Genomic DNA, 11,966 nt, shown 5'->3' on the forward strand with positions numbered 1-11,966 from the left:
GGCGGGGCGAGTTCGGCCACGTACAGCGGCACGGCCTGCGAGGCGAGGCCGACCGCGAAGCCCAGCACCATCCGGGCGATGCCCAGCGTCCACGCCTCGGGAGCGACGGCCGCGAAGACGGCACCCGCCGCGAAGACAGCGGCGGAACAGATGACGGCCCGGCGGCGGCCGAGGCGCTCGGCGATACGGCCCGAGAAGCAGGCTCCGATGATGGCACCGACGAGGATGGCGCTGGTGACGATCTGCTTGCCCGCGTCGGCGAGCCCGAAGTCGTCGGCGATGGTGGGCAGGGCACCGGAGATGATGCCGGTGTCGTAGCCGAAGAGCAGGCCCCCGATGGCACTGACGACGGCGATGGTGACGAGGGAGCGACCAGAGCGGTGGCCGGTCCCGGTGGAGGCTGAAGGTGGGGCGGTGGCAGTGCTGCGGCTCATGGCAGGATGCCTCTTCTCTTTCTCTACGCCTCCGCGGCGAGTTCTCTACGCCTTTGCGGCGAGGCACTGCTGACGCGGGGTATCGATAACAAAGGAGGAGGGGGCGGGGAGCGGTCCCTCCTCCTTCGGGAGATGTGCGGCCGCCCCGGTCCTAGCTGACCAGGGACTTGACCACGTGCACCGGTCGCTCGCCGAGCGGCCGGAGCCGGTAGGAGCCGACCGCGGCGGGCACGGTCAGCGTCCGCGCCCTGGCGGCGGGTGTCGAGGTCGTCGAAGCCGTGGTCGTACGGCAGCGGGCGGGAGTTGCCCCGGGCGTCCTTGCGCAGCCAGTCGTAGAAGCGCAGGGAGTAGAGATACGGGGTGGCGCTGACCTCGAGAACGAGGTTGCCCGCACCGGAGGCGTGCGGGGTGCCCGCCGGGATCATGTAGAGACGGCCCTCCTCCGAGGGGTGGCTCCGCACGAACCGCTCGACGTCCATCTCCTCGCCGCGCTCGATCGCCCCCTCGACCTGCTTGCGCATCAGGTCGATGTCGGCGTCCTGCTGAAGGCCGAGGTAGACGCGCGGGTCGTCTCCGGCGACGGCGGTCACGTAGTACGTCTCGTGCTGGGTGTACGGCCGGCCGAAGCGGGTCCGCATGTACTCCTCGCGCGGGTGGAGGTGCAGCGAGAGGTTGCCGCCGTCGATCGTGTCGAGGTAGTCGTAGCGGATCGGGAACGACGTCCCGTACCGCGCGTGCACGGCCGCGCCCAGGAACTCCGCCGGGTGCAGCACGCACAGCAGCTGGAACGGCAGCTCGACCTCCGCCTCCGGGCCATCACCCACCAGCACGCCCGCCTCGGGCGCGATCAGCTCGTAGCCGAGCGCGGTGTTCTCCTTCTCCGGCTCGAAGCCCAGCTCGCGTGCCGCCCACTGCCCGCCCCACGGCGTGGAGTTGAAGTAGTACGGGTCCGCGTCGGGGCCTGCGCGGTCGCCGGTCCGGTCGAGGACCGTATCCCAGTCGGCCTCGAACGTGCGCAGATCCAGCAGTCTGCTCCAAGGGCCGGATCTCGGGGAATGTTAACGATACCTTCGCGTGTTAACGATACCGAGATGGGCCCGGCCACCCTCCATGTCAAGAGTCATCAGGAGGCGCCACCGGGCGCTTCAGCCGTCGGGGGTGCTACGGCAGGTCATACGGAACCCGCCGGCGGGCCCATGCACAAGGCCAGGTGGTCGACCACGTCGTGCAGGTTCGAGCGGCGTCGGTGGACGGCGCGTTGTCGGTCGGCCCCGTTGCCCTCGGCGCACAGGCGTGCCCAGCCGGCCCGCACCACCTCCAGGTCGCCGTGGCGGTGCAGGGCGGGCCGGATCCAGGACAGCATCCGCCGGACGTGTGTCCGCGCCGGGACGAGGCGGCCGGTGAGAGGGTCGACGGCATGGCCCGTCAGCCCGTCGCGTGCCGCGCGCCAGCAGGCGGCGCGCAGCATCTCCGGCTCGGGCCGCGGTGCCGGCTCACCGGATGCGGCCGCCCGGAGCGCGGTGTCCGCGAGTGCCCGTACGACGGCGGCGAGCAGGGCGGTGTCCTCGGCGGCGTACGCAGCGTCGGCGACGCGGACCTCCAGGGTGGGCACGTGGTGGGAGGGCCTGATGTCCCAGTACAGGCCGCTGCGGTCCATGATCGCGCCGGTGGCCGCGCAGCGGCCCACGAGTTCGTCGAAGTGGGCCGGGGACTCGAAGTACGGCGGTGGGCCCGCGACCGGCCACCGCGCCCAGACCATCGTGCGCCAGCTCGCGTAACCGGTGTCCCGCCCCGCCCAGTACGGAGAGTTCGCGAGGAGGGCGACGAGGACCGGGAGCCAGGGCCGCAGCCGGTTGCTGACCTGGAGCGTGCCTGCCGGGTGGTCCGGCATGCCGATGTGGATGTGGCAGGCGCAGACGGTCTGTTCGTCGTCGAGGGCGCGGAAGGCCGCGACGCTCCGCGTGTAGCGCGGGTCCGGGACGACGGGAGGCGGGGCGGGCTCGTCGAGGACGGGCGTTCCGCTGGAGATGGCGCGCACCCCCTGCTGTTCGGCGGCGACGGTGACCGCGGCCCTCATGGCGCGCACCTGCTCCGTCAGTGCGGACAGGTCGGTGTGCACCTCGGTCCGGGCCTCGACCTGGTAGCGCGTCAACTCCGTACCGACCCTCTCGCCGAGTTCGGGCGCGGCCGCGGCCACCACCTTTTCGCTGTACGGACCGAGCTTCCGCGACAGCGGGTCGACGAGCAGGTATTCCTCCTCAAGACCCACTGTCAGACGTTCCGGCGCTGCCCGCACAGATGTCCTCCCTCGTTCTTCGGCCGCAAGGGGCGGTCTTGCGCTTCGGGGGCGCCTCCGGCTCCACTGGACAGGACCGGTGACCATGATGTCACGGTTGGTAACCGCGGTGCAGGGCGCTTTCCGGGCATGCCGCCAGGCACAGCCGGGCGCGGATTCCCCACACGACGAGGAGCTTGGCGTGGACGAGCGGACCCAGGTGCTGGTCACCGGCGGCGGACCGGCAGGCGCCACCGCCGCGACCCTGCTCGCACGGCAGGGCTTCGAGGTGACCCTGCTGGAACGGGACCGCTTTCCCCGCTACCACATTGGGGAGTCCCTGCTGCCCTCACTGCTGCCCGTACTGGACGTGATGGGCGCACGCGAAGCGGTCGAGCGCCACGGCTTCACCCGCAAGACCGGAGCCTTCTACGGCTGGAGCGGGCAGGAGTGGCAATTGCGGTTCGACAGCCCGGACCGGCCCGCCGCCTACAGCTTCCAGGTCATCCGCTCCGAGTTCGACCACCTGCTCCTGGAGCACGCCCGCGCGCAGGGAGTGCGGGTGCGCGAGGAGACACACGTACACCGTGTCGGCTTCGACGGCGACCGCGCGACCTCGGCCACCTGGACCTCCCGGGACGGCCGCGACGGCGACGACGGCCACGACGGTCAGACCCACTTCCGGTGCCTCGTCGACGCCTCCGGCCGGGCCGGCGTCCTGGCCGCACGTCAGTTGCGCACGCGCCGGTTCCACGACGTCTTCCGCAATGTCGCCGCCTGGGGCTACTGGCGCGGTGCCGCGCCCCCGCAGGGCACACCCGAAGGCGCGATCGGCGTCTTCTCGCTGCCCGAGCACGGATGGTTCTGGGCCATTCCCCTCCACGACGGCACCCTCAGCGTCGGCCTGGTGACGGACAAGCGCTCCTTCAACCGGGCACGGGATCAACACGGCTCCGTCGACGGCCTCTACGCGGAGGCGCTGGCCCAATGCCCGCTGCTCGGCCGCATGCTGGACGGTGCGCGGCGCGTCTCGGGGCTCAAGGTGGAGAGCGACTACTCCTACGTGGCCGAGGAGTTCTGCGGCCCCGGCTACTACCTCGCCGGGGACGCCGCCTGCTTCCTGGACCCGCTGCTGTCCACGGGCGTCCATCTGGCCATGTACAGCGGGCTGCTCTCCGCCGCCGCGATCGGCAGCGTACTGCGCGGCGAACTCGACGAGGCCTCGGCCCAGCGCTTCTACCGCACCGCCTACCGGCACGCGTACGAGCGCCTGCTCATCCTGGTCGGCGCCTTCTACCGGATCCACGACGGCCGCGACACCTACTTCCGCAGGGCCCAGACCCTCAGCCACCGCGACCAGCAAGACCTGCGTCTGCACGAGTCGTTCCTCAACATCGTGACGGGTGTCGAAGACCTCGGCGACGCCCAGGACGAGGCCGTCGCCACACTCCTCGACACCCTCCGCCGCCCTCTCGACGGGCACCACGCCCAGGGCCTCGGCGGCCACGGAACCAGCCACATGGTCCCCCTGCCCACCCGCCCCGAACAGGCGTCAGCCGGCCTCTACCTGACCCTCGATCCCGTGGGGCTCCGCCGAGCGGGGGCCGGCCGCGGCACAGAATCGGGGCCGCACCCCGAAGGCCACGACCCCAACTGACCTGCAAGACAGCACCGTGAGCGAGGCGCTCAACAGCATCCTCAAGGTGAGTACGAAAGAGTCCGATCGACTGCTCACTGTCCATGTGCCATGGCCTCCGGCAGTGTCTGTTCGGCCCAGATCACCTTGCCCTGGGGGGTGTACCGGGTCCCCCAGTGCTCGGCGATCTGCGACACCAGAAACAGGCCCCGGCCTCCCTCGTCCGTCGTCGCGGCGTACCGCAGATGCGGTGAGGTGCTGCTGCCGTCGGCCACCTCGCAGATCAGCGTACGGTCGTGGATCAGCCGTACGTGGATCGGCTCGGAGCCGTAGCGGATGGCGTTGGTGATGAGCTCACTCAGGACGAGTTCCATGCTGAAGCCGAGCTCGGACAGGCCCCACTCGTCGAGCTTCTGGGACACGGCGTCGCGCATCCCCGCGACGGCGGCCGGGTCGAGCGGCACATCCCAGTCGGCGATCCGGTCGGGCGGCAGCCCCCGGGTGCGGGCGATGAGCAGGGCGACGTCGTCCTGGGGACGCCCGGGCAGCAGCTCGTCCAGCACGGCCTGACAGCTCTCCTCGGGCGGCCGGTCAGGGTGGCCCGCCAGCGCATCACGCAGCAGTTCCATTCCCACGTCCAGGTCGCGCCTGCGGTCCTCGATGAGGCCGTCGGTGTAGAGGACGAGCTGGGCGCCCTCCGCGAGCTCCAGCTCGGCGGTCCGGAACGGCATGCCGCCGAGGCCGAGAGGAGGCCCGGTCGGCGGGTCCGCGAAGGTGACGGTGCCGTCGGGGTGGACGAGTGCGGGCGCCAGGTGCCCCGCACGCGCCATGACACAGCGGCGCGTCACGGGGTCGTAGATCGCGTACAGGCAGGTGGCCCCCACGACGCCCGCGGCACTGTCCGTACCCACCTCGTCCTGGTCGATCCGGCCGACCAGGTCGTCCAAGTGGCTCAGCAGCTCGTCGGGCGGCAGATCGAGTGTGGAGAAATTGTGCACCGCGGTCCGCAGCCGCCCCATCGTGGCGGCTGCGTGGAGGCCGTGGCCGACCACATCGCCGACGACCAGCGCCACCCGGCTCCCCGGCAGGGGAATCACATCGAACCAGTCTCCGCTCACGCCCGACTGGGCGGGGAGGTAGCGGTAGCCGATGTCGAGGGCGCTCTGCTCGGGCAGGGCCCGCGGCAGCAGGCTGCGCTGGAGGGTGACCGCCACGGCGTGTTCGCGGGTGTAGCGGCGGGCGTTGTCGATGCCGACCGCGGCACGTGCCACCAGTTCCTCCGCCAGCGACAGTTCCTCCTCGTCGAAGGGCTCGCGCTGCTCGGAGCGCCAGAAGTTGGCCATGCCCAACACGACGCCGCGGGCCTGGATCGGGGCGGCGATGAGGGAATGGATGCCGTAGTCAATGATCTCCTTGGTGCGCTCCGGGTCCTGTGCGTGCCAGCCGGTGGCGGTCGACAGGTCGGCCACCAGCTCGGAGTGGCCGCTGCCGTAGCCGCGCGCCTGGGGCGTGGAGGGCAGAAAGTCGATCAGCCGACCCTTTTCATAGAGCGGGTGGTCGTCCCGGATGCCGCACACGGCCGTGCGTCGCATGGCCGGTGTGGCGGGGGCCGGCTCCTCGCCGTGCAGCACGGCGTCGGCCAGGTCCACGGTGACGAAGTCGGCGAAGCGAGGGACGGCGACCTGTGCCAGCTCCTCGGCGGTGCCACGCACGTCCAGGGTGGTGCCGATGCCGAGTCCGGCGTCGTACAGCAGCTTGAGCCGTTCCCGTGCGATCTCGGCCTTGCCGGTCACGGCCTGCAGCTCGGTGGAGTCGCGCAGCGTCACCACCGTTCCCTCGGGGCCTCCGCCGCGATCCGTCGGCCGCTGGTTGACCGCAAGGAGCCGCTCTCCGGCGAAGTGCACCTCGTCGGTGACCTCGCGTCCGGAGACGAGCAGCGCCACTGTCTCGGGGTCGAGGCTCGACAGTTCCGACACGAGCCGCCCCTCGACGTCCGGGGGCAGCTCCAGCAGCCGTTTGGCCTCGTCGTTCGCCAGCAGCAGCCGTCCGTCGCCGGCGACGATGAGCACCCCTTCGCGCACGGAATGCAGTACCGCGTCGTGATGCTCGTACATGCGGGTCATCTCGTCCGGGGCCAGGCTGTGGGTCTGCCGTCGCAGCCGCCTGCCCACCAGCGCCGTCCCGCCGGTGGCCACCGCGAGCGCCCCGGCCCCGGCGCCCAGGATGATCGGTAGTTGCCGGTCCACCTGATGGCTCACGTTCTTGACCTTCAGCCCGGCGGAGACGAGGGCCACCACCTTGCCGTTGGCGTTCTCGACAGGGACGGTGGCCTGCACCTCGGGGCCGAGCGGGCCGTGGACGCTTTCCGTGTAGACCTTCCCTGCCAGCGACGGTCCGATGGTTCCCACGAACCGCTTGCCGATTCGGTCCGGCAGGGGGTGGGTGTAGCGGATGCCCTTGGTGTCCATGACCACGATGAAGTCGACGCCGGCGGCCTTGCGCCCCACCTCGGTGAGCGGCTGGAGAATCTTGGTCGGGTCGGGGCTCCGCAGTGCCGCCAGGACACCGGGAGAGTGTGCGAAGGTCTGCGCCACGGCTACGGAACGGCGCTTGGCCTCGTCGTTGGTGTCCCGCTCGGACTGCAGGACGAGGGCGATGACGGCGCAGGCCACGAGCAGCACTACCACGGCCACCTGGAGCACGAACACCTGCCCGGCTACGCTTCGCGGACTCTTGCTGACAAGTGGCCTGAGCAATAGGCGACGAAAACGGGCGAAAAGACTCGCCATGCAACCTTTCTAACACTGGCGATCCCAAGGGGCCAGGGCCCGCCCCAGGACTGACCCCCACCCGGCCAGACCTTGGGCGACTGTGCTCAAGCATGCGTTCCACCGCCTCTGCCATTCCGGCCACTGCGGCATCCCGGTCGGCGGGATCCACCGCGCACGAGTGCATACTCCAGCAGGGATAAATGCCTGCTTCGACCGATATGATGCATTTCGTGATCACGTTCGGACGGCTGCGACGCCGTCGTCCGCCCCACGGTGACAGGTGGGCCGCTGCCCATCTGTCACCGATGATCCTCACCGTCCTCATCGCCGGCCTGGCGTTCTCCACACCGAGGCAGATTGCCTTCAGTCGCCTTCTGCCCGCCGCCCCCGCCCTCGCCGCCGCGATGTGGCCCGTGCTTCCCACGATCCTGTTGGGGGCGTTCTGCCTGTTGGTCATGATCAGCCTCAGCTTCTTCTACGCCGATCTGGGGACGCAATACACGGCGGCCGCGATCGTCGCCGTCACCTTGGCCGCCGCATACGCAAGCCATGTCCGACTCCAGCGGGAGGAGATTCTCTTCCAGGTCCGGCTCGTCGCCGACGCGGCCCAGAAGGTGCTGCTGCGCCCCTTGCCGCGCCGCTTCGAGGACATCGAGATCGAGTCGCTGTATCTGGCGGCGCAAGAGCAGGCCCGGATCGGCGGCGACTTCTATGAGGCGGCCGACACACGCTACGGGGTCCGGCTCCTCATCGGCGACGTTCGGGGCAAGGGCCTGTCCGCGGTGGGGGCGGCCTCGGCGGTGATCAGTTGCTTCAGGGAGGCCGCGTACGACGAGCCCGACCTGCGGGGCGTCGTCCATCGTCTGGAGACCAGCATCGCCCGCCACAGCGCTGCGTTTCTCGCCCCGGATCTGCCAGAGCACTTTGCCACCGCTCTCATCGCCGAGATCCCGCACGGCGGCGGCCACGTCAGACTTCTCAACTGCGGGCACCCCCCACCACTACTTGCTCATCGCGGGAGGATCCGCGTCCTGGAGCCCACCACCCCCTCGGCGCCTCTCAACCTCGCAGCACTCATCGGTGACTACTACTGCGTCGACACCGTGGCCTTCGCCCAAGGCGACCAGCTGCTGCTCTACACCGACGGCGTATCGGAGACCCGGGACCGCACCGGCGAGTTCTTCCCGCTGCCGGACTGGATGCGGCGGCAGGGCCCGGAGCAGCCCCGCGAGCTGCTCGACCGGCTTCACCGGGACCTGCTCCACTACAGCGGCGGAAGGCTCGACGACGACATCGCGGCCCTCGCGGTGAGGTGCCAGAACGCCCAGGGCCAGGAGCACCCGGCGTAGGTGGCTCACCAGCAGTCCCGGCACATCCATGCGGCTGCCCACTCAGCAGGTGAGCGGCTGACGGCAGGCAGCCTTCGTCGACCATCACCACCGCGCCTCGAAGAAGGGCGACCCGGCCCGGGCAATGGCTCCGGGCCGCGAACCGGCGGGCTCAGCGAAGGGCCCGATACTTCCGTGCGTACTCATGACCGGTGCCCGCCCGCGCGTTCCGCGCTCAAGGCGTTCAGGAGCCCGGCGCCGCGTTCGGCGTCGTCCACGCTGACGGCGAAGTCCTTGCCCCTGGCCCGTATGACGAGGCATTCCCCGCCGCGCAGCATCACGGTGGTGCCCAGGCCGCTCAGCCGGTAGCCCCAGCCTCCCACCTGTGCGGGAGTGCGGTGCTCGACGCGGGCGGACTCGATGTCCTGGACGGCCCAGCTTCGCGCCGGCCAGCCGAGCGGGCCGAACGACACCTTCACGCCTTGCTCGCTGACGCGTACCTGCACGGAAGAGCAGCCGAGTACGACGAGCGAGGTGAACGCGAACGGAGCGATCAGCGCTGCGTGCAGGGGGATGAGACCACCTGCGCCGACCGCGGTGATGGCCAGTGCCGCGAATCCGGTGACGGCCGAGGTCGCGTGGAGCCACCGGTTGGACGTGCGGGAGAACCATGCGAGTTGCTGGTCCGGTGGAATGCTCATGCCGGGGCCTGTTGCCTGCCGCTGCCCGGTGGCGGGGCCGCGGGTGGCCAGCCAGGCGAGTGCGCCTGCCGTGACGGCCACCGTGATCGCCGCGATCACCCAGGGTGTCACCGAGTCGGCCGCGTGCCAGTCGGACCGGTCCAGATTGGCCCGCACGATCGAGGCCTGTCCGCCGACCAGGAACACCCCTCCTGACGCCAGAGAGATGGCGGCCCATCCCCGGGCCCCGCTGTTCGGGCGCCTCGCCAAGAGGACCACGGCCAGTACCAGGACCAGCCAGACCAGCACGGGGAAGAAGACAGCCGCCCACAGCGGCATGGACCCGTCGGGCTCCCCGCCCGTGCCCCAGTGCGTCGCCAGCCTGTCCGGCAGCCGGCCGCTCGCCGCCAGCGGTATGCACAGGAGCAGTACCAGGACACCGGCGCACCAGCCGGCACCCGCCCAGGCTGTTCCGCCTCCACGCCTTGCGCGCTCGTTCACGAATCCCCCTCGATGATGGCGATGATGTCGGCCTTGCTGTAGCCCCGGCGAGCCGCGTCGGCGACGAGGGCACGTACCTGTTCCACCAGGTCGGAACGTTGGTCCGCGCCGTCGGCCACGGTCACACCGCGGCCCCGCCGGAACTCGAGGACGCCTTCGTCCCGCAGCGTCCTGAGCCCTCGCAGCACTGTGTTGGCGTTGACGCCAAGCGCCTGGGACAGCTCACGGGCCGGGGGCAGTCGGTCCCCCGGCGCGCACTCTCCCTCGGCGATGGCACGCCGGATCGCGCCCGCCACCTGTTCGTGAAGAGGGCGGGCATCCGCAGCGTTCAGTCTCAGCAGCATGATGCCAATGACGCTAGCACCATAGGTTCCCTTCACGGAAGGCGAAGTCGCGCCGACCGCAGGGCACTTGGCGACACATGTGACTCTGGTCACTCCAGCCACAAACTTCACGGCATCATGAAAGGATCTTCACGGTAGTCACACGACGGGGGGAAACGTGTTGACCGCACGTGGGTTACCCCTCGCCGTTTTCACCGACTCGAGGGGAACACAATGAGAATCAAGCAGCGCGGAATCCTGGCCGTTGCCGGCATCACGGCGGCAGCCGTTTGTGTGGTGGGGTCCAACGCGGTTGCCGCGGACACCGGCACGGACACGGCCAAGACGGCGGTCAGCACTCCTGCGATATCGGCCAAGACCGACGGCGAGAACATCTTCCGAGGCCTGTTCTTCTCGCAGGGCGAGGTCGGGAAGGACCTGTCCCGGCTGGATCTCTTCGCCGAGGCGCGTCAGCATCTCGACAACGAATCCGCTGACGAGAAGCGCGCTTCCGACGCCGTGATCAAGCTGATCAACAAGAAGTCGCCCGGCTTCTTCGCCGACTTCAGCAAGAAGTCCCGCAGCGGCGACCCGCGCAAGGTGGAGCGGGCAGTCTCCGAGGCCCAGGAAACGCTTCTCTCCGTGGCCAAGGCAGACAAGTCCGCCATGCCCGTGGAGAACGGCCAGCGCTGTGGCGTCACCGTCGCGGTGGGCGCCGCGGTGGTGCATGTCGCGGCCGTCGTAACGGCCGCCGGTGCCGTTGTCACCGTCACCGTCGCGGTGGGCGCCAACTTCGTCAAGGGCAAGAACTGGTTCTGGAGCGCCCAGCCGACCACCGGCGACGGAACCCAGCTGTCGAAGGACGAGGCTGTCGCCCAGGTCACCAAGGCACTCAAGGCCGCGTAAGCAGCGCCCGGTGGGAGGGGGGAGGCTGCAGACTCCCCCCTCCCACCGGCCCTGCCGCATGGCGTCCTTTGGGGGCAAGGAACCACATCAAAATGAAACGTAAATTCCGTTATCTCTACGACGCCTTCAGTCATCACAGAAGCGATTCCGTCGCTGTCTCGCCGAAGGCGATCGTCTCCATCATCCTCATCTGGGCTGTTGCCATCCTGTACGCGGTCCAGGAACAGTTGCCCAAGAACGTCATATCGCTGCCGGCCCAGAAAGAGGTCAAGCACACCGTGGCGAACATGGCGCCGCAAGGATGGGCGTTCTTCACTAAATCCCCGCGCGACCCTGAAGTGATTCCGTTCAAGAGGGAATCGGGCAACTGGGAATCAAAGTCGCTGACGCCGCACGCGGAACCGCGAAACGCCTTCGGACTCAACCGCGCATCGCGCGCCCAAGGCGTCGAGATAGCGATGCTGCTCTCGGCCGCGAAACAGGACGACTGGCATTCCTGCGACGAGAGCAGAGCGACCTGTCTCGAGAAATTCGGCGCAGCCGCCCGGAGCATCGACAACAAGCAACCGAACCCCACACTGTGCGGGACGATCGGCTTGTCGGCGGAGCGTCCGACACCCTGGGCCTGGCGTGACCTCGTCCCGGAGACCCACACCCCGGAACGCGTCCTGGTTGTGGAGGTGACGTGCTGATGCGACAGCGCACGATCACCCTTCCCTGGGGCACCGGATACGGACTGGCCCGTACCCTGCTGGCCCTGGGCACCTTGGGCACGCTCGCGTTCAGTGACGCCGCCTCCCTCTTCCAGGAAGTGGCGACCGTGGGCCAGTACCCGCTGTGCCAGGGAGTCGCCGGCGGAGGCGCCTTCTGCCTCGTGGAGCCCGATCACTACGACACCGTCCGCTGGCTGTGCTGCCTCGTGCTGCTCGTCGCGGCGAGCGGCTGGAGGCCCCGTCTCACCGCCATTCCCCACGCCTACGTGGCTTTCAGCGTCTTCACCGGCATCTCCATCCCGGACGGCGGCGACCAGATCACCTGGGTGCTCACCCTGCTGATCGCTCTGGTGTCGCTGGGCGATTCCCGTCGCTGGCACTGGACATCCACCCAACCCT

At 69.6% G+C, this 11,966-nt stretch carries 9 protein-coding genes and 2 pseudogenes; 5 read left to right on the top strand and 6 right to left on the bottom strand.

Going from position 1 to position 11,966, the window contains the following annotated elements; translation table 11 throughout:
* The 3 genes and pseudogenes from E2651_RS33920 to E2651_RS33930 form a co-directional block, all read right to left on the bottom strand.
* The coding region (locus E2651_RS33920; RefSeq protein WP_135335096.1) for an MFS transporter at positions 1-434 on the bottom strand (434 nt) is incomplete at its 3' end.
* 245 nt (positions 435-679) lie between these two features.
* Positions 680-1,375 (bottom strand): annotated as a pseudogene (locus tag E2651_RS33925) (class I mannose-6-phosphate isomerase); the annotation flags it as partial.
* Positions 1,376-1,605: 230 nt separating this feature from the next.
* Complete coding sequence (locus E2651_RS33930; protein ID WP_245239394.1) at positions 1,606-2,730, bottom strand: glutamate--cysteine ligase; 1,125 nt, start codon at positions 2,728-2,730, stop codon at positions 1,606-1,608.
* Between the two features lie 181 nt (positions 2,731-2,911).
* On the opposite strand from E2651_RS33930, the gene E2651_RS33935 reads away from it, so the two are divergent.
* Positions 2,912-4,366, top strand: a complete 1,455-nt coding sequence (locus tag E2651_RS33935; RefSeq protein ID WP_135335098.1) for a tryptophan 7-halogenase — start codon at positions 2,912-2,914, stop codon at positions 4,364-4,366.
* A gap of 74 nt (positions 4,367-4,440) precedes the next feature.
* Here the strand turns inward: E2651_RS33935 and E2651_RS33940 are convergent, their stop codons facing one another.
* A complete protein-coding gene (locus E2651_RS33940; protein WP_209446309.1) occupies positions 4,441-7,134 on the bottom strand; it encodes a SpoIIE family protein phosphatase in 2,694 nt (897 codons plus the stop codon).
* 287 nt (positions 7,135-7,421) lie between these two features.
* Here E2651_RS33940 and E2651_RS33945 point away from each other — a divergent pair, with 287 nt between their 5' ends.
* Positions 7,422-8,465, top strand: coding sequence for a PP2C family protein-serine/threonine phosphatase (locus E2651_RS33945; protein WP_245239395.1), 1,044 nt, complete (start codon positions 7,422-7,424; stop codon positions 8,463-8,465).
* 182 nt (positions 8,466-8,647) lie between these two features.
* Here E2651_RS33945 and E2651_RS33950 read toward each other — a convergent pair whose 3' ends face one another.
* On the bottom strand, positions 8,648-9,625 hold the full coding sequence (locus E2651_RS33950; protein WP_135335100.1) for a DUF1648 domain-containing protein: 978 nt from the start codon (positions 9,623-9,625) through the stop codon (positions 8,648-8,650).
* Positions 9,622-9,969, bottom strand: coding sequence for a GntR family transcriptional regulator (locus E2651_RS33955; RefSeq protein WP_135335101.1), 348 nt, complete (start codon positions 9,967-9,969; stop codon positions 9,622-9,624). The genes E2651_RS33950 and E2651_RS33955 overlap by 4 nt, the downstream gene beginning before the upstream one ends.
* A gap of 213 nt (positions 9,970-10,182) precedes the next feature.
* On the opposite strand from E2651_RS33955, the gene E2651_RS33960 reads away from it, so the two are divergent.
* The 3 genes and pseudogenes from E2651_RS33960 to E2651_RS33970 all read left to right on the top strand — a co-directional run.
* Positions 10,183-10,854: a sporulation delaying protein family toxin gene (locus E2651_RS33960; protein ID WP_135335102.1), complete on the top strand. Its 672-nt coding sequence runs from the start codon at positions 10,183-10,185 to the stop codon at positions 10,852-10,854.
* A 92-nt stretch (positions 10,855-10,946) separates the two neighbouring features.
* Positions 10,947-11,546, top strand: coding sequence for an SdpA family antimicrobial peptide system protein (locus tag E2651_RS33965; protein ID WP_135335103.1), 600 nt, complete (start codon positions 10,947-10,949; stop codon positions 11,544-11,546).
* Positions 11,546-11,966: pseudogene (locus E2651_RS33970) on the top strand (hypothetical protein); the annotation flags it as partial. The gene E2651_RS33965 and the pseudogene E2651_RS33970, both read left to right, overlap by 1 nt.

The sequence above is a fragment of the Streptomyces sp. MZ04 genome (assembly GCF_004684775.1).
GTDB lineage: Bacteria > Actinomycetota > Actinomycetes > Streptomycetales > Streptomycetaceae > Streptomyces.